Here is a 20,850-nt window from a genome sequence, read left to right as displayed (position 1 = left end):
GGACGAGGCGGTCGGCCGACCCGGTGGGCACGTCCGGCGTTCCCGCGGGCCCCGGCCGCCGTGGGCCGGGGCGGCGCCCCCGGCCGCTGCGGCCGGGGGCGGACGGTCACTTCTTGGGCGTGAGGGCGACCTTCACCTTGCCGTCGGCGATCCGCTTCTTCGCCGCGGCCAGCTGCGGCTGGATGTCGTCGATGAAGCCGCCGGAGGTCGACAGGCGCACGCCGTCGTCCTTGAGGGTGTAGGTGCCGGTGCCGGTGAGCGGCTTCTTGTCCTTCACCACGCTCTTGACGAGGTCGTAGACGGCCACGTCGACGTTCTTCATCACCGAGGTGAGGATGGAGTCGCGGTACTCCTTCAGACCGGTCTGCGCGTACTGGTCGGAGTCGACGCCGATGGCCCAGGCGCCCTTCTTGCCGGCGACCTCCTCGATCGACCCGGCGCCGGAGAGGCCGGCGGCGGTGTAGATCACGTCGATGCCGTTGTCGAGCATGCCCTTGGCCTTGCCCTTGGCGGCGGCCGGGTCGTTGAAGCCCTTGTCGTCGTCGGCGTAGAGGTACTGCGAGGTGATCCGGACCTTCTTGTCGGTCTCGGCGACGCCCTGCTCGAACCCGGCCTGGAACTTCTGGATCAGCGCGTTGTTGACGCCGCCGATGAAGCCGACCTTGTGGGTCTTGGTCTTCAGGGCCGCCGCGACCCCGGCGAGGTAGGAGCCCTCCTGCTCGGCGAAGGTCATGCCGTAGACGTTCTTCGCCTCCGAGGCGGAGTCGACGACGCCGAAGGTCACGTCCTTGTACTTGGCCTTCTTGGCCACGGCGTTGATGGCCTTGCCGTAGTTGAAGCCCACCCCGATGACCGGGTTGTAGCCGGCGTCGGCCAGCGAGACGAGCCGCTGCTCGCGCTGCGACTCCGTCTCGCCGTTCTGGGCCGTCATCATCTTCGACTTCACGCCGAAGTCCTTCTCGGCCTTGTCCAGGCCGCGGGCGGCGGCCTCGTTGAAGGAGTGGTCCTGGCGCCCGCCGACGTCGAAGGCGAGACCCACGCCCATGTTCTTGCCGGACTTGGCGTCGGTGGACGACTCGCCGCAGGCGGTGAGGGAGACGGACAGGGCCGCGGTGGCTAGGCCCGCGACAGCGATGGTGGATACCCGGCGCACGAGGATGACCCCTTCGACTGGTGGACGCGACACGTGTGACACGCGAGGCGTGTGCAACTCGTAGCGCCGACCTCGGCGCTGGTTGCGCCGCATCGTAACGCGCGTAGATACCCGTTTCCGGGGGTCGTTATCGGATCGTCGCGAACGACGGATGACGGCCGCGCCTACCCGTGGTGTCCGTCCAGCAGCGCCGCCGCGGTGAACAGCTCGACGCCCACCCTGATGGCCTGCTCGTCGACGTCGAAGTCACCCCGGTGGAGGTCGCGCCGCGTGGGCCCCTCACCGCCGAACCCGGTGGCGCCCGCGGCCGCCGCCTCCCCGCCGGGCCGCACGCCGAGTCTGGCCATGGCGCCGGGGACCTTCTCCAGGTACCAGGAGAAGTCCTCGCCGCCCAGGGACTGCTCGGTGGACTCGACGGCGTCGGCACCGCGCCGCTCGGTCATGGCCTGCTCCAGCAGCTTGACCGACTCGGCCTCGTTGACCACCGGCGGGACGCCGCGCACGTAGTTGATCTGCGACTTGGCGCGGTGCAGGCCGGCGACCTCGTCGATGGCGGCGTGCACCAGGTCCGGGGCGGCCCGCCAGGCGTCGATGTCCAGGCACCGCACGGTGCCCGAGAGTTCCGCGTGCTGGGGGATGACGTTGCAGGCATGGCCGGTCTCCATGCGGCCCCAGGTGACGGCGAGCCCGGAGCGGGCGTCGACCCGGCGGGCCAGCAGCGCGGGGACGTCGAGGGCGACGCGGGCGGCGGCCGTCACCATGTCGGTCGTCAGGTGGGGGCGCGCGGTGTGGCCGCCCGGGCCGTCGAGTTCGACCTCCAGGCGGTCGCAGGCCGAGGTGATGGCACCGGTGCGCAACCCGATGCGGCCGACCTCCACCCGCGGGTCGCAGTGCACCGCCAGGATGCGCCCGACCCCCTCCAGCACGCCCTCCTCCACGACGTCGGAGGCGCCGCCGGGCAGGACCTCCTCCGCCGGCTGGAACAGCAGGCGCACCGGCCGCGGCAGCCGCCCCTGCCGGGCGAGTTCGGCCAGGACCAGCCCGGCGCCCAGCACGACCGCGGTGTGGACGTCGTGCCCGCAGGCGTGGGCGCGGTCCGGGACGGTGGAGCGGTAGGAGACGGTCTTGGTGTCCGGGATGGGCAGGGCGTCGATGTCCGCCCGCAGGGCCAGCATCCCGCCCGCGGGCGCCCCGGCCCGCGAGTCGGGCACGAAGGGGCCGGTCAGGGGTGCGCCGGCCGCGCCCGTGGTCTCCCCGGCCGGCAGGCCGACGTCGCAGACCAGGCCGGTACCGCCGCTGAGCAGCCGGGGTTCGAGACCGGCCTGCTCCAGCCGGGCCTTGATCGCCGCGGTGGTGCGGAACTCCTGGTGCCCCAGTTCCGGGTGCATGTGCAGGTCACGGCGGAAGGCGATCAGCTCGGCGCCCAGTTCCTCGGAGAGCAGCCCCGGCACCGACTGCTCCCCTGCGTCGGTGGTGCCGGTGTCGGCGGGCTGCGGATGGGCGGGCATCAGGTGGCTCATCCTGGGAACCCTACGGCTCTTTTCCGGCCAACTGCCGGGCCTCAGGCAAAACTTCAACCGTCCGGGCGAACATTTACCCGCCCTTGGGGGGTTGGCTCAGGATGTGGACGGGTATACATGCGCGCTTCGCCGTGCACCTGTGGACGCCCCCTTGCGGTGGCGGCGTCCGCAGGCGCCGGCGAGCCGCCCTCAGCCCGCCGCGGGCAGCGGCTCGTCCGCCAGGTAGGGCGGCGCCGGCTCGTACTGGAGGTGCCGGCGCACCGCCCGCGCGTGGTCGCGGCCGTACAGCCGGCCGACCAGCCACAGCGCCATGTCGATGCCGGCCGAGACGCCCTGGCTGGTGACCAGGTTGCCGTCCACCACGTAGCGCGCGTCCCGCACCACCGTGACCTCCCCGCGGGCCTCCATCGTGTCCTCGAAGGCGTGATGGGTGGCCACCCGCCGGTTCCGCGCCGGCCCCGCCTCGTGCAGCAGCAGCGACCCGGTGCACACGCTGGTCACCCAGTCGGCGTCGGCCGCCGCCTTCCGGATCCACCCGGTCGTCGCGGGGTTGCCGACCTCCCGGCGGGTTCCCTGCCCGCCGGGTACCAGCAGGACGTCCAGGGGCGGGTGGTCGGTGAAGGTGTGGTCGGGCAGGACCCGCATCCCCTTGGCGCAGCGGACCGGGTCGCTCCGCTCGGCGACCAGCACCGCGCTGTCGGCCCCCTCCCGCAGGGCGGCGGAGACGGTGAGGACCTCCCAGGGGCCGACGAAGTCCAGCTCCTCGGCGCCCTCGAAGACCAGCAGGCCGTAGGTGGTCATGGTTTCCCCTCCGGGGTCAGGTGTGGTCCGGGGCCTGGGCGGCCCGGACGCCGTCGTGGTCCGGGCCGTGGGCGGACCGGAAGCGTGCGCGGTACTCCGTCGGCGTCACGCCGACGTGCCGGTGGAAGACCCGCCGCAGCGTCTCGGCCGAGCCGAGGCCGGCCCGGCGTGCGACGACCTCGACGGGGTCGGCGCCCTCGGCGAGCGCGCGCTGCGCCGCCTCGACGCGGACCCGCTCGACGTAGGCCGCCGGCGGCAGGCCGAGCTCCGAGGAGAAGCGGCGCTGGAAGTGGCGGGGACTCAGCCCGGCCAGTGCGGCGAGGTCGGCCAGTGCGTGCCGCTCCCCCGGGTCGGCGTGCACGGCGTGGACGGCCGACCTGACCGGGTCGCTGGTGGGTTGCCTCGTCCACAGCGGAACGCTGAACTGCGACTGGCTGCCGGGCCGGCGCAGGAACATCACCAGCTGCCGGGCCACCTGGTGGGCGACGTCACGGCCGAGGTCGTCCTCGACGAGGGCGAGCGCGAGGTCCATGCCGGCGGTCACGCCCGCCGACGTCCACACCCGGCCGTCGCGCAGGAAGACGGGGTCGGGGTCCACCCGCACGTCGGGGTGGGCGGCGGCGAGTTGTGCCGCGCGCTGCCAGTGCGTGGTCACCCGGCGTCCGGCCAGCAACCCGGCCGCCGCCAGCAGGAACGCCCCGCTGCACACGGAGGCCACCCGCCGCGCCCGCACCGCCGTGGCCGCGATCCAGCCGGTCAGCTCGGTGTCGCCGCACGCCACGTCGACACCCCGGCCGCCCACCACCATCAGCGTGTCCACGTCCCCCGGCGCGTCGCGGACACCGTGCGAGGCCAGCACCGGCAGCCCGCCGGAGGAGGTGACCGGGCCGGGCCGGACCGCCACCACGTCGCAGTGGTAGCCGCCCGCCAGGCGGTCCGCGTACCGGAACACCTCGTGCGGGCCGGCCAGGTCCAGGGACTGGAAGTCCTCGAACACAGCGAAGAGCACGCGTCGTTTCACGTCTCCATGCTGGCCGCGGCCGGCGGGTGGCGTCCACGACGCACACCCCACACTTCGCGCCACCCCGGGTACACGTGCGCCCCGCGGGCGGGGCGCCGCGGGGCCGGGTGGGCGGCCTGCTGCTATATCGGCGAGACCGCCCCGTCCGCCGTGGCCCGCGTCAGGCGGTGGACGGTGCGGGCGGTGTCGGTGACGCCGGTAAGGAAGCCCTCGGCGCGCGGCGACGCCTTCTTGGTGAGCCAGGCCGGGTCGATGTCGCAGACCGCCACCTCGACCCCGGTGCCCTCCAGCGCCAGGGGCAGGGTGTGGACGACGGTCGAGGGGAAGCTGAGGATCTTGCGGCCGATGGGGCCCCGCCGGGCGATGAGCTCCAGCGGCAGGTCGGGGCGGACCACCTCCAGCCCGGTGGCGGTGGCCACCTGGTGGAGCTTGTCCGCGCTCTCGCGGCGGTGCGCGAAGTAGCGTCCGGCGCCGTGGTGGTCGGCCAGCGCGGTGACGGCGGCGAGGTAGGCGCATCGGTCCACCACGCCGGTCTCCACCAGCGAGGTGCCCACGATGTCGGTGCCCCTGGTCAGCCGGGGCGGACCGAACCGGTCGCGGGTCCACGCGAAGGCGTTGGCGGCGACGGTGACGCCCTCGGGCGGCTCGACCGGCATGGCGGAGAACACCGCCACGCTCCGCCCGGTTCCGCCCGGGCGCGGTGCCAGCCGCCGGCGGACCGTGGCGGAGACGGGCGCGAAGAGCAGGTCGCGGGCGCCGCGGCCGTTGCCGTGCCGGTGCCAGCGCACCAGCTTCTCGCCGCGGGCGAGCTGGGTGACGAACTCCATGGTCGCCGTGCCGTCGTCCACCACCACCAGCTCGCGGGCGGGGGTGAGGGTGAGCAGGAGCTGCACGTAGCGGGAGAAGGGGTCGCCGATGACGACGCGGTGCGCGCGGCGCAGGTGCGGGGTGAGTCCGCCGATGGTGCGCAGCGGGGCGGTCGCGCCGCCGCGCGCCTCCTCCCAGCGCACCGAGCAGCCCTCGTCGCGGGCGAGTTCGGCCATGCGCCGCAGCTGGCCGCGGGTCATGGGGTCGTGCGGGGAGAGGACGACGAGGGTGAGGCCCGCCGCGACCTGCTCCAGGTGGGCCCACTCCAGGACGTTGAGGAGCTGGACGGGGCTCTCGACGAAGGCGAGCGTCCCGGCGCCGGGGCCGGTGGCGCCCGCGCGCCGGCCGCGCTGCCGGGGCACCGCGCGGAGGCGGCGGTCGGCCACCGCCTCCGCTGAGGGCACCGGGCCGGGCGGGCCCACCGTCGCGGCCCGGCGGACGCCGGCGGCGGGCCCGGTCTCCCCGGTGAGGGGGGCGGGTGCCTGGTCCGCGGGGCGGGCGGGCCGCGCCGGTTCGCCCGGGGCGGGCACGGTGGCCTCCTCGGCCGGGTGGCCCGGCGCCTCCCGGACGGGGGCCGCGGTCCGCTCCTCGGCGGACCGGCCCGCCCCCTCCTCGCCCTGCCGCACCACCTTCTCCTCACGCCGGGGCGCGGGATCGGTGGCCGGCTGTGCTGCCGCCTCGTGCCCCGGGTCGGGCCGGGCGGCGCCCTCTGGTGACCTCACGGTGCAGGTGTCCTGGCGGGGTTCAGGCCGAGACGGGCTCGGAGACGGTGGCCTCGGTCTTCGCCTCGGCCTCGGCGACCACACCGGCGACGCGGCGCAGCTTCTTCATCGGGCCGAGCTCGCTCTCGTAGACCTTCTTGACGCCGTCGCCCAGGGAGGCCTCGATGGTGCGGATGTCGCGCACCAGGCGCTGCAGGCCCTGCGGCTCCACGGAGGCGGCCTGGTCGGACCCCCACATGGCGCGGTCCAGGGTGATGTGGCGCTCGACGAAGGTGGCGCCCAGGGCGACCGCGGCGAGGGTGGTCTGCAGGCCGGTCTCGTGGCCGCTGTAGCCGATCGGCACGTTGGGGTACTCGTCCTGCAGCGTGTTGATCATGCGCAGGTTGAGCTCCTCGGCCTTCGCCGGGTACGTCGAGGTGGCGTGGCACAGGACGATGTTGTCGCTGCCCAGCACCTCCACCGCGTGGCGGATCTGCCGCGGGGTGGACATGCCGGTGGAGAGGATGACGGCGCGGCCGGTGGCCCGCATGGCGCGCAGCAGGTCGTCGTCGGTCAGCGAGGCGGAGGCCGCCTTGTAGCAGGGGACGTCGAACTTCTCCAGGAAGGCGACGGACTCGACGTCCCAGGGGGAGGCGAACCAGTCGATGCCGCGCTTCTTGCAGTGCTCGGAGATGGCCTGGTAGCCGTCCTCGTCGAACTCCACGCGGTGGCGGTAGTCGATGTAGGTCATGCGGCCCCAGGGGGTGTCGCGCTCGATCTCCCACTGGTCGCGCGGGGTGCAGACCTCGGGGGTGCGCTTCTGGAACTTCACGGCGTCGCAGCCGGCCTCGGCGGCGGCGTCGATGAGGGCGAACGCGTTGTCCAGTTCGCCGTTGTGGTTGATGCCGATCTCGCCGGTGACGTAGACGGGGTGGCCGGGGCCGACGAGCCGGTCGCCGAGGGAGCGGGTGCGGGCGTTGCTGGTCATCAGCGAATGTCCTTCGTGGTGGGTGATCCCGCCGGACGGGTCGTCGTGGCGGAGTCGCAGACGGGACGAGGTCTCGGCCTGTCGTGCGGGCGGGTGCCGGGAGGGCCGTCACCGCCGGCCGGTGTGCCGGGGTGGCGGTGCCGGGGTGGGTCGCGTCGGGGACGGTTGCTGGGGGTCGGGGGACTCGCGGTCGTGCACCGCGCCGGCCGGGTGGTCGGCCGGGGTTCTACAGGGACGGGCCGAGGAGCCAGGAGGCGATCTCCCGGACGGCGCCGTCGCCGCCGGCCCGGGTGGTCACCGCGCGCGCCGCGCCGCGCACCACGTCGTGGGCGCTGCCGACGGCCACGGGCCACCCGACCAGTTCGAAGCAGGGCAGGTCGTTGGCGTCGTTGCCGACGTAGAGGACCCGCTCGGGGCTGATCCCCTGCTCGTCGCACCACTGCTTGAGGGCGGCGTCCTTGCGGTCGATGCCGTGCAGGACGGGGATCTTCAGCTTGCGGGCACGGGCCGCCACCACCGGGTTGACCTCGGTGGAGAGGATCAGCAGCGGGACGCCGGTGCGGCGCAGGGCGGCGATCCCCAGCCCGTCGCCGCGGTGGACGGTGACGAACTCCCGGCCGTCGGCGTCGATGAGGACCCGGTCGTCGGTCTGGGTGCCGTCGAAGTCGAGGACGATCGCGTCCACGTCCTCACGGGTGGGGAGCGCCGCGGCCTCGGGGCCGTCCAGCAGCGGGGCGAGGGCGCGGGCCCGGGCCAGGTCGTGCGGGTCGTCGATCTCCAGGACGCGGGCCGGGTCGGTGCGGACCAGCTCGGTGCGGCCGAAGAAGCGGTGCCCGGCCTCGCGGAAGCCGGTGGCGCGCATGCCGTAGACGGCGCCGGTCTCCAGGAGGTCCTGCGGGCGGTCCTGCCGCATGGGGCGGAAGGACTTGTCGTGGTTGACGCCCCAGCCGCCGCTGGGCGCGGGCACCGTGGCGGTGACCGTGGCGGCCTCGGCCTCCTCGACGACCTCGGCCGCCGCGACGCCCACGCTCTCGGCACCGGCGTGCCCGGCGCGGGCCGCGGGGACGCCGGAGGCGGCGGCCGGGACCCTGGCGGCCTCGGCCTCCTCCCGCCAGACGAAGCCGTGGAAGGGCGCGACGGTCAGGGCGCTCTCCGCCTCGCCCTCGGTCACCGCGGCGGCCACCCCGTCGAGGTCGCCGGGGGTGATGAAGGGGCTGGTGCACTGGACGAGGAGGACGGCGTCCACGGGGCGGCCGTGCTCGCGCTCGTAGGCGTCCATGGCGTGCAGCACCGCGGCCTCGCTCGGCGACTTGTCGCCGGCGATGGTGCCGGGGCGGCGGACCACACCGGCCCCCGCGTGGCGGCCGGCCGCGGCGATGGCCTCGTCGTCGGTGGAGACCACGACGTCGGTGACGAGCTGCGCGGCGCGGCAGGCGCGGACCGCGCGGGCGACCAGCGGTACGCCGCCGACCACGGCGAGGTTCTTGGCGGGCACCCCCTTGGAACCGCCGCGGGCGGGGATGACGGCGAGGACGGTGGGCCTGCCGGGCGGCTCTGCGGACGGCATGGCGGACTCCTTCTGGGGCGGGTGGTCGCCGGTGGCGTCCGGCGGAGTGGGGGCGTGCGGGGCGGTGCGGCGGTTCGCGGGCTCCGGTCGTCCCGGACGCGGGGCCTGCGGGGCCGTGCCCCGGTGGGGGTGGGGGGCACTCACAGCTGGCCCCAGCGGCGGATGGCGGGGGCGACGCGCTGCACGCCGTGGCGGTAGGCGCCGCGGGCGGCCTCCCGCACCGTCTGGCGGGCGATGCGGCGCAGTCCGCCGGTCCCGGTCTCCTCGGTGTGGCCGGGCAGGACGGAGCCGTCGGGCGCGAAGCCGTGGCGGGCCAGGATGCCGGGCAGGTAGCCGGGGGCCGTGCGGTCGGTGTAGTAGGGGTGCGGGGGCGGAAGTTCGGCGGCGGCGACCAGCTCGGTGACGCGGTCGCGGGCGGCGTCGAAGGCGGTGGCGTAGGGGCTCTGGCCGTCCGCCGCAGCGGGGGCGACGCCCTGGCGGGCCACCCATGCCGGGTCGGCCACCGGTTCGTGGCCGGCGTCGAGTTGGTCCCAGGAGGCGAGGCAGCCGGAGCCGAGGAAGTGGTGGTTGCCGAGCGCCTCGCGGATGCCGAGGTCGGTGAGGACCGCGGTGGGGATGGAGCGGTGCAGCGACTCCAGGGCCGCGGTGGAGCTGACGGTGACCATCAGGTCGGTGGAGTCCAGGACCTCGCCCATGTTCCCGTACACCAGGCGGCAGTTGTCGGGAAGCCCGCCGGGGAGGCGCTGCGCGAGCTTCTGGTAGGGGAGTTCCTCGATGTGGGTGGTGTGCTCCCCCGGCTTGCTGCGCAGCTTGACCAGCACGTCCCGCTCGGGGTGGCGGCGGGCGTGCTCGGCCGCGCGCTCCAGCAGGTAGGTGCGGTCGGTGCGGTTCTCGGGGACGGAGGGCTGAGCGGCGAAGACGACGGTGTAGCGGCCCTGGCGCCCGGTGTGGGGGGCACCGCCGAGGAAGGGCAGGGCGCACTCGACCACGCAGCTCTCGTCGGCGCCGACGCCGCGGTAGACCTCGCGGAACCGGTCCGCGTCGTGTGCGGAGTTGGCGAGGACGACGTCGGCGCCGTGGCGGAGCAGCAGGCCGTCGGCCAGCTTCTCGTAGACCACGCCGACGTAGCCGGTGACCACCACGGGGCGGCGGGCGGCGCCGCGCCAGGCGTGGGCGAGTCCGTGCAGGACGGCCTGCACCCCGCCGCCGACGCAGGCGAGCACCACGACGTCGTAGGCCGTGCGGTCGACGGTCCTGGCGAAGTCGACGGCACGGATCTCCCGCAGCGTGTCCGCGCGGGCTCCGACCTCGTCGAGTTGGCGGACCGTGGGGGTCGCGCGGCCACGGAGGAGGAAGCCGTCCAGTCGGGCGTCCGGCTGGAGTCGGTACGCCGTCGAAGCGCCCCATTTCCATCGGGTGTCCGAATCGGCGAGTACGGCGACCCGCGGCTGAGAAGTGGTACGTGATGGCACGTCGATGAACCTAGGAAGGGTGTGAGTGCGGCGGACCAACTGGGGCGCAACAGCAGGTTAACAACAGGTCGACCATAGACGAACCGGCAAGCCGAACAGGGCGGTTCACCCTTTGGCCATGTGCGATTCACCCGTACGACGGTTTCAGTCCATGACTTCCGCCGGAGTGACGCCTAACATCACCAGAGTGGTTAAGCTCTCGGTCATCGTGCCGTTCTACAACGTGCAGTCATATGCGCCCGACACTCTCAGAAGTCTGGCAGCAAACGCCCGCGACGACATGGAATTCCTCTTTGTCGACGACTGTTCCCGCGACGAGACGCCGCACATCCTCGAACGCGCGCGACAAGATCTCCCAGGTGTACGAGTCCTGCGGCACGAGAAGAACGGCGGACTGGCCACCGCGCGGAACACCGGCCTCGACGCCGCGAGCGGTGAGTACGTCACCTTCCTGGACGGCGACGACTGGCTCGCGCCGGGGTACTACACCGATCTCCTCGCCGCCATCGAGTCCCTGAACTGCGACTTCGTCCGCACCGACCATGTGCAGTGCACGGCGCGCGCCAGGGCGGTGCACCGCGTCCCGCACGGTCGGCGCGGCGTCGTACTGAATCCGCGCGACCTGATTCTGCCGGCCACCCGTTCCACCTCGGTGGACTATGCGTACGCCTGGGCCGGCATCTATCACCGGCGACTTCTTGACGACGGTGTACTGCACTTCAAGGACGGGCTGCGCACGGCGGAGGACCGGCCGTGGATCTGGCGGCTGCACCGTGAGGCGAAATCGATGGCGGTGGTCGGTCTGCTCGGCGTCTATTACCGTCGCGGCGTCGCCTCGTCACTCACCCAGATCGGTGACGTGCGACAGCTCGACTTCATCCGCGCATTCGACCAGGTGATCGAGGAGACGTCCAAGGACCCGAACGCCGAACATCTGTTGCCGAAAGCCGTTCGTACGTACTGTGCGATCATCTCCCATCACTTGGGCACCATGGAGCGATTCGAGCCCCGCGTGGCCCGTGCGCTGAAGTCCATGAGTGCCGCCGCCATGAAACGGATGCCGCAGAGCGTGTTGGAAGACGCATTGAATTCGATGGACCTCCAGCGGGCCTCGCGCCTCCGTCGCCTGCGGCGGCGCCCGGTCACCGCGGAGGTGGCTGCCTGATGTCCGCGACGTCCCCCGGTGCGCCGAGCGCTCCCCGCCGCACCCAGATCCTGCTGGCCTCCACGCTGTACGGCGCCGCGACCCTCGCCGCCGCCCTGGACGACGAGGCGCTGCCCGCCGCGGACCGCCGGCTGCTGCTGGTGTGCAACAACGCGGCGACGCCGGAGACCACGCCCGGACTGACGGAGATGGCGGGGTTCCAGGAGCTGCGCGGCCGGTTCGACGAGATCCGCTCGTGGAACGAGACGATCAGCCCGTTCCACCCCGGGGGCTGGGGCCCGCGCCCGGACGACGTCGTGCTCTGGGAGCGGTACCTGCGGCTGACCTGGGGCCTCGGGGACGACCCCGTCGAACTCGTGGTGGAGTCCCTCCAGGTCAACCCCGCGCTCGCGGTCTGCCAGATCTTCACCGGCGCACCCGTGACGGTCTACGCGGACGGGCTGATGAGCTACGGCCCCACCCGCAACAAGCTGGACCCGCTGGTGGGCACCCGCGTCGACGGCCTGCTCCACCTCGACCTGGTCCCGGGCCTGCGCCCGCTGCTGCTCACCGAGTTCGACGTGCCGGCCCGCACCGTGGCGACCGGGACCTTCCTGAAGGTGCTGGGCGAGATCACGACCGCCTCCCCCGAACTCTCCGGGGTGCGGGAGGGTGCGGCGCTGCTGCTGGGCCAGTACCTCTCGGCGCTCTCCATCCTCACCGCGGAGGAAGAGGAGGAGCTGCACCTGTCGATGCTGCGCGGCGCCCTCGCCCGCGGCCACCGGGACGTCGTCTTCAAGCCCCACCCCTCGGCTCCGGCACGGTTCTCCCGCCGCCTGGAGGCGGAGGCGGAGAAGCTGGGTGTGCGGCTCACCGTCCTGGACGTCCCCGTGCTGGCCGAGGTGGTCTACGAGCGTGCCCGGCCCGCACTGGTGGTCGGCTGCTTCTCCACCGCGCTGCTCACCGCGAGCGCCTTCTACGACCTGCCGACGGCGCGGCTGGGCACCGACATGCTGCTGGAGCGGCTCGCCCCGTACGAGAACAGCAACCGGGTGCCGGTGACCATCGTCGACGCGCTCGTGCCCGACCTGGCGGCGGAGCCCACCGCGCAGCCCGCGCCGACGGGGGTGGCGGAGCTGACCGGGTTGCTGGAGGCGGTGGGCTACGCCATGCAGCACCAGATCTACCCGAACCTGCGCCCCGCGGCGGAGCGCTACCTGGCCGCCCACCTCACCCAGCGGACCTGGCGCTACTTCAAACGGCGCCGTCTGACGGTGCTGGGGCTGCCGGGTGCGATCCCCGCACAGCTGGCGTTCATCCCCCGCAACCAGACGGTGCGCGCGATGGCGCGGCGGGCCCGTGCGGTACAGCGGCGGCTGAAGAAGCGGGCGGCGTTCTCCTGAGCCCGCCCGGCCCGCTCCTCCCGCGTTTCCCGCACCCCCTGGCCCCTTCCCGGCGGCCGGGGGGTGTGTGCGTTCCGGGCCGCCGGTGCACGGCGGCGGCGCCCGGGTTGTGCTGGGGCTGCTGCGGGGCCGCCGCTCCCCGCTCACCGACGCGTTGCCCGGTGTTCACCCGGCTTCGCCACGCTTCCCGTACGCCTGTTCACCCCGGGCGTCCTCCGGCCCGACCCGCGTTGTGCCCCACCACAGCGAGCACGGCCCGTCCGCGGCGTCCCCGTCCGCGTCGCAGGACCCGCCGTGCCGTTCCGGAAGGCCCACCGCCCCGGCGCGAGCCGGGCCCGCACGCACCAGGAGTCCCGTTGACGCTGCAGGCCACACCCACCACCCCCGTCATAGCGGAGCCCGTCCGGGGCGGCCCGGCGGTCACGGCGCGCCCCGCGCCGGCGCGACTGCGGGCCCTGGACGGGCTGCGGCTCCTGGCGGCGCTGATGGTGGCGCTGTACCACTACGGGGGCCGGGACGGGGAGATAGCGCAGGCCTGGGGCGGCTCGCCCGCCGGGCAGTTCCCGACGGCCTCCTCCTACTTCGCCTACGGCTGCCTGGGCGTCCAGGTCTTCTTCGTCATCAGCGGCTTCGTGATCTGCATGAGCGGCTGGGGCCGGACCGTGCGGGCCTTCGCCGCCTCCCGGTTCTCTCGGCTCTTCCCGGCCTACTGGCTGGCGGTGCTGCTGGTCACCGCGGTCTTCGCGCTGCCGTGGGTGGCCTACCGGGCGGTGAGCCCCAGCGACCTGCTCACCAACCTGACGATGCTCCAGATGCCGGTCGGCGCCGACCGGGTGCTGGGGGTGTGCTGGACGCTGTGGGCGGAGGGCCGTTTCTACCTGCTGTTCGCGCTGTGCGTGGTGCTGCCGGGGGCCAACCGGTCGCGGGTGCTGATGTTCTGCGGCGGGTGGACGCTGGCCTCGGTCCTCGCGCAGGCCGGTGGCTCGCAGACGCTTCAGGTGGTGCTGATGCCGCAGTACGCGCCGTTCTTCGTCGGCGGGATCGGGCTCTACCTGGTCCACCGGTTCGGCGCCCGCGACTGGTCCGCCTGGGTCGTGGTCGGCGTGAGCTGGCTGCTGGGCCAGCACTTCGTGATGGCCGACCTGTGGCACCCGCGCACCACCCACGCCTTCTCCTACCGCTCCGCCCTCGGAATCATCGCGGTGGTCACCTTCGGCTTCGTGGCGGTGGCGCTCGTCGCGACCCGGCGGCTGGACCGGGTGAACTGGCGGTGGCTGAGCGTGGCCGGGGCCCTCACCTACCCCTTCTACCTGATCCACGAGCACCTGGGCTGGGTGGCGGTCGGCGTCCTCCACCAGCGCCTGCACCTCCCCTCGGCTCTGACGCTGCCGACCTGCCTGGCGCTGATGCTGGCGGCGGCCTGGCTGATCCACCGCTTCGTGGAGCGCCCGCTCACACCACGCCTGCGCAAGGCGCTCAACCCACCCGTCCGGCCGACGCGTTGAGGACGGCTCCCGCAGGACACGACGGGGGCGGCGCGCTGCCGCCCCCGTACGCACCGACCCACCCCCACCGAGATACCAGGACAGGCACCATCCCTCCTTCCGAAGGTTCCCGCATGACCACCGCACCCCTCCCGGCGCAGCGTCCTCGCGAACTGAACGACGTACGCGGCTGGTTCCCGCCGCTCGACCAGGTCCTCTTCGAGTGGACCCTCGACCGGCAGGAGGCCCGCGGTCTGCGCGGCGACCTGCTGGAGATAGGCGTCTTCCTCGGCAAGAGCGCCATCTTCGCGGGCCGCCACCTCCAGGACGGCGAGTCCTTCACCGTCTGCGACCTCTTCGAGGGAAAGGCCCCCGACGAGGCGAACAGGGCGGAGTCGACCAAGTCCTACTCCGCGCTCACCCGCGCTGCGTTCGAGGCCAACTACCTGGCCTTCCACCAGGAACTGCCCCGGGTGCTCCAGGGCCCCAGCTCCCTCGTCCCCGGCGCGGTCGCCGCCGGCTCCTGCCGCTTCGTCCACGTCGACGGCTCCCACCTCTACGAGCACGTACACCAGGACATCACCGCCGCCCGCGAGGTGCTGCGCCCCGGCGGCGTGGTGGTCCTGGACGACTTCCGCTCCGAGCACACCCCGGGCGTGGCCGTGGCCGCCTGGGAGGCGGTGCTGGTCCGGGGGTTGCGGCCGGTGTGCCTGAGCACCCAGAAGCTGTACGCCACCTGGGACGACCCCACCGCGATGCAGGACGAGCTCATCGAGCGGTTCCGGGGGCGCGCCGACTGCCACCTCAGCGTGCAGCAGGCGGCCGGGCACCGCCTCGTCCGGCTGAAGTCGAAGGGACTGGCGGCACCGGCGTTCCCGCAGTCCCGGCACGCCACCGGGGAGCCCGCACCGGTGCCCGCCCTCCGTCCCGCGGCGCCGGGGGGCCCGGCGCGTGGGCGCGGGGCGGCACGGCGGGTGGCCGCGGACCTGCTGCCGCCGGTGGTGACGCGGGCGGTGCGGCGCTCTCGCGCGGCCCGGCGGGCCGCGAACGGCCGCGGCTGATCGTCCCGGCCCGTCAGCGGGCCCGTACCGGCTCCGGGCCGGCATCCGCCAGGGCGCCGGCCCGGAGGTGTCTCACAGGTCGCGGTCCGGGGGCCCCGGCAAGCGGGCCGGGTGGCGGCGGAGGCCCGGGCGTTCCCCTGCGCCCGGCACCGGCGCCCTGCTCACTCCAGGCCGTAGCGGGCCGCGATCCCGGCGATGATCAGCTCCAGGCTCTCCTCGAAGGTCGCCGCGGTGTCCTCGAAGATCACGTCGCCGGCCCGGGCCGCCAGCGGGTACTCCGACTCCAGCGAGGCCCTGCGCCGCTCCAGGTCGTAGGCCGGGTCGCGGTGGTCGGGCGCCGCGGGGTCGGGGTGGATCGACTGCTCCTCGACGGCGGCGGCGGTGGTGTAGTTGGCGACGGTCGTCCAGGCCCGGGCGGCCTGCTCGACGGTCAGCCCGGCGTCGACCAGGATGCGCAGGGCCCGCTCCTGGGCCTCGACGTGGACGGGCGCGGTGAGGCGGGTGCCGCCGAAGACCCGTGCGCCGTCGCGGTAGGAGAGCAGGTGGCGGCGGAGTCCGCGGGCGGAGGAGCGCAGCAGCTCCCGCCACGGCTGGGACGCCGGCCTCGCCCACTCCTGCACCACCATCCGGCGCAGCATCTCGGTCGCCATCTCGTCCAGCAGTTCCTGCTTGTTCTTGAAGTGCCAGTACAGGGCCGGGGCCTGGACGTCCAGCTCCTTGGCGATGCGGCGCAGGGTCAGCCCTTCGAGGCCGACCTCGTTCAGTAGCCGCAGGGCCGTCTCGGCCACTCGTGTCCGGTCGATGCGTGCTGCCATGTTGACAACTTAACCGCGTTAAGGCCACTCTCGTCCACATCGGCGATTTAACGTTGTTAAGGAGTGCGTCATGACCTCCCCTCTTCCCGCGGGCCGCACCACGCCGCCGGCCGCCGCACTCCCTCCGGCGGTGGACGTCCTGATCGTCGGGGCGGGCCCCGCCGGTCTGACGCTCGCCGTGGACCTGGCCCGGCACGGTGTCCGCGCGCTGCTGGTCGAACGGGACGCGTGGCTCGCCCCCGGAGCCCGCGGCACCGGCCTCAAGCCCCGCACCCAGGAGGTCTACGACGACCTGGGCGTACTCCCGGCGATCAACGAGTGGGCCCGGCCCTACCCGCCGGCGGCCGTCTGGGTGGACGGGCGGCCCACCGGCGAGGAGACGCTGATCGAGCAGGTGGACCCGTCACCGTCCGTGCCGTACTCGAACACCCTGCGCATCCCGCAGGACCGCACCCTTCAGGCGCTGTACGGGCGGCTGCGCGAGCTGGGCGGCGAGGTCGCCTTCGCCACCTCGCTGGTGGACTGGACCGAGGACGGGGAGGGCGTCTCGGCGCGTCTTGACCGCCACGGCGCACCCCGGACCGTGCGGGCCGCCTACCTGGTGGGGACCGACGGCGGCCGGTCCACCGTGCGGCGGGCGCTCGGCGTGGGGATGACCGGGCACGGCCTGGGCGTGGGCACGGGCGTGGTCGCCGACGTCCGGGTCAGCGGCCTGGACGCGGGCCACTGGCACCAGTGGCGCCACTCCACGGGCGGCATGTTCGCGCTGCTGCCCCTGGGCGAAGGGGACCGGTGGCAACTGGTCTCCTACCAGCGGGAGGGGGACGTGCCGCTCACCGCCGACGGTGGCCCCGACCTGTCACTGGCCGGACTGCGCGGCCACGTAGAACGGTTCAGCACCCTCACCCCCGACCGGCTGGCCGCCGTGGACTGGGTCTCCGCCTTCTCCCCGAGGGCGGCGCTCGCCGAGCGGTTCCGCGCCGGCCGGGTCCTGCTGGCCGGCGACGCCGCGCACATCCACTCCCCCGCCGGCGGCTTCGGCCTCAACACCAGCGTGCAGGACGCCTACAACCTCGGCTGGAAGCTGGCGGCGGTGCTGCGCCACGGGGTGGACGAGGCGCTGCTGGAGACCTACGAGGCCGAGCGGCGCCCGGTGGCCGAGGACATTCTGACGCGCAGCTCGCACCTGCACCGCACGCGCATCCTGCGCCGCGGCCGGGAGCTGAACCAGCTCGACGTGGGCTACCCGGGCGGGCCGCTGGCGGACGAGCGCCGCACCGGCCTGCCCGAGAACGCCCTGCGCGCCGGCGACCGCGCACCCGACGCCCCCCTCACCACCCCCGACGGCCGGCCCCGCACCCTCTTCGACACCTACCGCGGCCCCCACTTCACCCTCCTCACCCTCGGCGACACCCCCACCCCCCACCACACCGACCCCCGCCTGCGCACCATCCGCATCGGCGGCCCCCACCCCGACCTCCTCGACCCCCACCACCACGCCACCACCGCCTACGCCCCCACCGGCCACTTCCTCATCCGCCCCGACGGCTACCTCCACACCGCCGCCCCCACCCTCACCCCCCACGACCTCACCACCGCACTCCACACCACCGGGTCGGCGCCGGTCGCGACCGTCCGCTGAGGACCCGGGCCCGGCGACGCCCCTTGTGCGGGCCCCGCCACACCTCCACCACCCCCGACACCGAAGGGAATTCTCATGACGCACCCGACCCGGACCACCGCCCCCGCCCTCCCTCGGGCCACCGACGTGCTGGTCGTCGGGGCGGGCCCCACCGGCCTCGTCCTCGCCGTCGACCTGGTGCGTCACGGCCTGCGTCCGCTGGTGGTGGAGCAGGGCGACGGCCTCGCCCCCGGTTCGCGGGGGACCGGGCTCCAGCCGCGCACCCAGGAGGTGCTGGCGGATCTCGGGGTGCTCGACGCGCTGCTGACCGTCGGCGGCCCCTACCCGCCCAGGGCGATCTGGGAGGGCGGCCGGGTGGTCAGGGAGGTCGCGTTGAGCGAGCCGACCCCGGCAACCCCGGACGTGCCGTGGCCCGAGCCGCTGCTGGTGCCGCAGTGGCGTACGCAGGAGGAGCTGTACCGCAGACTGCGCGAGCTGGGCGGCGAGGTGGTCTTCGGGACGCGGGTGGAGTCGCTCGCACAGGACGCGGAGGGGGTGACCGTGCGCCTGGCGGCCGGGGGCGCTGAGCACACGGTCCGCGCCCGGTACGTGGTGGGGGCCGACGGCGGGCGCAGCACGGTCCGCGCGGGCCTCGGCATGGCGATGGTGCCCGGTGCGCTGACCGAGGCGATGCCGGCGTTCGTCGCGGACGTGGCGGTCCCGGGTCTGTCCGAGGACCGGTGGCACATGTGGCGCTCCTCACCGCTGGGCGGCGCGGCCCTCAAGCCGCTCGCCGGCACCGGCCTCTTCCAGGCCGTGGCCGTCGCCACCGACGCGTCGAAGGAGTGGGAGGTCACCCCACAGGGGGTGCGCGCCGCGCTCGCCGACCTGACCGACCTCACCGCGGACCAGGTCACGCAGGTGCGCTGGGTCTCGGCGTTCCGGCCGCGGGCGGCGATGGCCGAGCGGTTCCGCGTCGGCCGGGTCCTGCTGGCCGGTGACGCCGCGCACGTGCACTCGCCGGCGGGCGGGCAGGGCCTGAACACCGGGGTGCAGGACGCCTACAACCTCGGCTGGAAGCTGGCGGCGGTGCTCCGGCACGGCGTCGGCGAGGCGCTCCTGGACACCTACGAGGCCGAGCGGCTGCCGGTGGCGGCGCGGGTGCTGGAGATCAGCAGCCACCTGCACATGACGCAGTCCTGGCAGCGGGACAAGGAGCTGCGCCAGCTCGGGATCGGGTACGGCGACGGGCCGCTGGCCGACGAGCGCCGCACCGGCCTGCCCGAGGACGCCCTGCGCGCCGGCGACCGCGCACCCGACGCCCCCCTCACCACCCCCGACGGCCGGCCCCGCACCCTCTTCGACACCTACCGCGGCCCCCACTTCACCCTCCTCACCCTCGGCGACACCCCCACCCCCCACCACACCGACCCCCGCCTGCGCACCATCCGCATCGGCGGCCCCCACCCCGACCTCCTCGACCCCCACCACCACGCCACCACCGCCTACGCCCCCACCGGCCACTTCCTCATCCGCCCCGACGGCTACCTCCACACCGCCGCCCCCACCCTCACCCCCCACGACCTCACCACCGCACTCCACAGCACCGGAGTGGGGCGGGGAGCGGCAGTGGCCTGAGCGGGCTGGCACACAACGGGAAGAGGGGCACCGCCCGCAGGCGGTGCCCCTCGTGGCTCCTCGCTCCCGTCAGCCCTCGGCCGCGGCGCGGTGTGACCGGGCCGGGGTCAGAAGACGAGCGAGAGCAGCAGCAGGAACAGCAGAGAGACGACGGAGATGATGGTCTCCATCAGGGACCAGGTCTTGACCGTCTGCCCGACGTTCATCCCGAAGTACTCCTTGACCAGCCAGAACCCGGCGTCGTTGACGTGGCTGAAGAACAGCGAGCCGGCGCCGACGGCGAGGACCAGCAGGGCGGTGTGCGCGCTGGACATGTCGGCCGCCAGCGGCGCGACCAGGCCGGCGGCGGAGATCGTCGCGACGGTCGCCGAGCCGGTGGCCAGGCGGATGCAGACGGCGATGAGCCAGCCCAGCAGGATGGCGGAGATGTGCCAGCCCTTGGTGACGTCCAGGATCATCTGGCCGACGCCGGCGTCCACCAGCGTCTGCTTGAAGCCGCCGCCCGCGCCGACGATGAGCAGCACGCCGGCGATGGGCATCAGGGACTTCTCGACGGTCGTGGCGATCCGGTCACGGCCGAAGCCGGCGGCCCGGCCGAGGGTGAAGATGCCGACGACGACGGCGACGAGCAGGGCCACCATGGGGGCGCCCACCACGTCGGCGATGCGCTGCGCCGCGTTGTGCGGGTCGTCCACGCCGATGTCGACGAGGGCCTTGGCGAGCATCAGCACGACCGGCAGCAGCACGGTCACGATCGTCGCGACGAAGCCGGGGCGGCGCTCCAGCTGCTCCGAGGGGCGCTCGGGAACCATGTGCTCGGGGGCGCGCACGTCCACCCAGCGGGCGGCGACCCGGCTGAACAGCGGGCCGGCGATGATCGCGGTGGGCACAGCGACGAGGACGCCGAGCGCCAGGGTGACGCCGAGGTTCGCGTGGATGGCGGAGATCGCGGCGAGCGGGCCGGGGTGCGGCGGCACGAAGCCGTGCATGGCCGAGAGGCCGGCCAGCGCCGGGATGCCGACGCGGACCAGCGAGAAGTTGCCGCGCTTGGCGACCAGCAGCACCACCGGGATCAGCAGGACGATGCCGACCTCGAAGAAGAGCGGCAGACCCACGAGTCCGGCGATGAGCACCATCGCCCACGGCATGGCCCGCCTGCTGGACTTGGCGAGGATGGTGTCGACGATCTGGTCGGCGCCGCCGGAGTCCGCGAGCAGCTTGCCGAGGACGGCTCCCAGCGCGATCAGCACGCCGGTGCTGGCGACGGTGTCGCCGATGCCCGAGGTGTAGCTGGTGATGACCTTGTCCAGCGGGGCGCCCGCGACGGCGCCCAGGACCAGGGACCCGATGGTCAGGGCCAGGAAGGCGTGCAGCTTGAACCTGGTGATGAGCAGGACGATGACGGCTATGCCGGCGAGCGCTGCTATGCCGAGCTGGGCGTGGCCGGCCGAGGTGATCGACGCGGCGGCGTCCGCTGCCGACATCTCGACGTTGAGATGGGTCACGGCGCTTCCCCTTGCGTGGTGGTGGGTTGACGGGGGGCGGGGGCCGGCGCGAGGGACCTCGGCCGGAGTGCGGGTACGACGGGCTCAGC

At 73.9% G+C, this 20,850-nt stretch carries 16 protein-coding genes; 6 read left to right on the top strand and 10 right to left on the bottom strand.

Features of this window, described 5'->3' with window-relative positions; translation table 11 throughout:
* Positions 1-106: 106 nt before the first annotated feature.
* The 8 genes from ACFV3R_RS08210 to ACFV3R_RS08175 form a co-directional block, all read right to left on the bottom strand.
* Complete coding sequence (locus tag ACFV3R_RS08210; protein ID WP_385577523.1) at positions 107-1,153, bottom strand: BMP family protein; 1,047 nt, start codon at positions 1,151-1,153, stop codon at positions 107-109.
* Positions 1,154-1,317: 164 nt separating this feature from the next.
* Positions 1,318-2,661 carry an amidohydrolase gene (locus ACFV3R_RS08205; protein ID WP_385577520.1) on the bottom strand — a complete coding sequence of 448 codons (1,344 nt, stop codon included), beginning with the start codon at positions 2,659-2,661 and terminating at the stop codon, positions 1,318-1,320.
* 201 nt (positions 2,662-2,862) lie between these two features.
* Positions 2,863-3,474, bottom strand: coding sequence for a DJ-1/PfpI family protein (locus ACFV3R_RS08200; RefSeq protein ID WP_385577403.1), 612 nt, complete (start codon positions 3,472-3,474; stop codon positions 2,863-2,865).
* A 16-nt stretch (positions 3,475-3,490) separates the two neighbouring features.
* Positions 3,491-4,495: a GlxA family transcriptional regulator gene (locus tag ACFV3R_RS08195; protein ID WP_385577400.1), complete on the bottom strand. Its 1,005-nt coding sequence runs from the start codon at positions 4,493-4,495 to the stop codon at positions 3,491-3,493.
* A gap of 122 nt (positions 4,496-4,617) precedes the next feature.
* Positions 4,618-5,724, bottom strand: coding sequence for a hypothetical protein (locus ACFV3R_RS08190; protein ID WP_385577517.1), 1,107 nt, complete (start codon positions 5,722-5,724; stop codon positions 4,618-4,620).
* 382 nt (positions 5,725-6,106) lie between these two features.
* Positions 6,107-7,051, bottom strand: a complete 945-nt coding sequence (locus tag ACFV3R_RS08185; RefSeq protein WP_385577397.1) for an N-acetylneuraminate synthase family protein — start codon at positions 7,049-7,051, stop codon at positions 6,107-6,109.
* A 226-nt stretch (positions 7,052-7,277) separates the two neighbouring features.
* Positions 7,278-8,618, bottom strand: a complete 1,341-nt coding sequence (locus ACFV3R_RS08180; protein WP_385577394.1) for a cytidylyltransferase domain-containing protein — start codon at positions 8,616-8,618, stop codon at positions 7,278-7,280.
* 140 nt (positions 8,619-8,758) lie between these two features.
* Positions 8,759-10,090, bottom strand: coding sequence for a DUF6716 putative glycosyltransferase (locus ACFV3R_RS08175; RefSeq protein ID WP_385577391.1), 1,332 nt, complete (start codon positions 10,088-10,090; stop codon positions 8,759-8,761).
* A gap of 187 nt (positions 10,091-10,277) precedes the next feature.
* On the opposite strand from ACFV3R_RS08175, the gene ACFV3R_RS08170 reads away from it, so the two are divergent.
* The 4 genes from ACFV3R_RS08170 (at position 10,278) to ACFV3R_RS08155 (ending at position 15,182) form a co-directional block, all read left to right on the top strand.
* Positions 10,278-11,255 carry a glycosyltransferase family 2 protein gene (locus ACFV3R_RS08170; RefSeq protein WP_385577388.1) on the top strand — a complete coding sequence of 326 codons (978 nt, stop codon included), beginning with the start codon at positions 10,278-10,280 and terminating at the stop codon, positions 11,253-11,255.
* Positions 11,255-12,637, top strand: a complete 1,383-nt coding sequence (locus ACFV3R_RS08165) for a polysialyltransferase family glycosyltransferase (protein ID WP_385577385.1) — start codon at positions 11,255-11,257, stop codon at positions 12,635-12,637. The genes ACFV3R_RS08170 and ACFV3R_RS08165 overlap by 1 nt, the downstream gene beginning before the upstream one ends.
* A 356-nt stretch (positions 12,638-12,993) precedes the next feature.
* On the top strand, positions 12,994-14,142 hold the full coding sequence (locus tag ACFV3R_RS08160) for an acyltransferase family protein (RefSeq protein ID WP_385577382.1): 1,149 nt from the start codon (positions 12,994-12,996) through the stop codon (positions 14,140-14,142).
* Positions 14,143-14,255: 113 nt separating this feature from the next.
* Positions 14,256-15,182, top strand: coding sequence for a class I SAM-dependent methyltransferase (locus ACFV3R_RS08155; protein WP_385577379.1), 927 nt, complete (start codon positions 14,256-14,258; stop codon positions 15,180-15,182).
* Positions 15,183-15,343: 161 nt separating this feature from the next.
* Here the strand turns inward: ACFV3R_RS08155 and ACFV3R_RS08150 are convergent, their stop codons facing one another.
* Positions 15,344-15,997: a TetR/AcrR family transcriptional regulator C-terminal domain-containing protein gene (locus tag ACFV3R_RS08150; protein ID WP_385577376.1), complete on the bottom strand. Its 654-nt coding sequence runs from the start codon at positions 15,995-15,997 to the stop codon at positions 15,344-15,346.
* A 70-nt stretch (positions 15,998-16,067) separates the two neighbouring features.
* Here ACFV3R_RS08150 and ACFV3R_RS08145 point away from each other — a divergent pair, with 70 nt between their 5' ends.
* Together ACFV3R_RS08145 and ACFV3R_RS08140 are read left to right on the top strand one after the other, a co-directional pair.
* Positions 16,068-17,639 (top strand): FAD-dependent oxidoreductase, encoded by a 1,572-nt coding sequence (locus tag ACFV3R_RS08145; RefSeq protein WP_385577374.1) that lies wholly within the window; start codon positions 16,068-16,070, stop codon positions 17,637-17,639.
* A 75-nt stretch (positions 17,640-17,714) separates the two neighbouring features.
* On the top strand, positions 17,715-19,256 hold the full coding sequence (locus ACFV3R_RS08140; RefSeq protein ID WP_385577371.1) for an FAD-dependent monooxygenase: 1,542 nt from the start codon (positions 17,715-17,717) through the stop codon (positions 19,254-19,256).
* A gap of 107 nt (positions 19,257-19,363) precedes the next feature.
* On the opposite strand, the gene ACFV3R_RS08135 is transcribed toward ACFV3R_RS08140, so the two are convergent.
* A complete protein-coding gene (locus tag ACFV3R_RS08135) occupies positions 19,364-20,761 on the bottom strand; it encodes a gluconate:H+ symporter (RefSeq protein ID WP_385577368.1) in 1,398 nt (465 codons plus the stop codon).
* Positions 20,762-20,850: the final 89 nt, after the last annotated feature.

Origin of the sequence: Streptomyces sp. NPDC059740 (genome assembly GCF_042733155.1) — a bacterium.
Classification (GTDB): Bacteria; Actinomycetota; Actinomycetes; order Streptomycetales; family Streptomycetaceae; genus Streptomyces.
The sequence above is the reverse complement of the archived record's forward strand: the minus strand, read 5'-3'. Positions and strand labels throughout refer to the sequence as shown.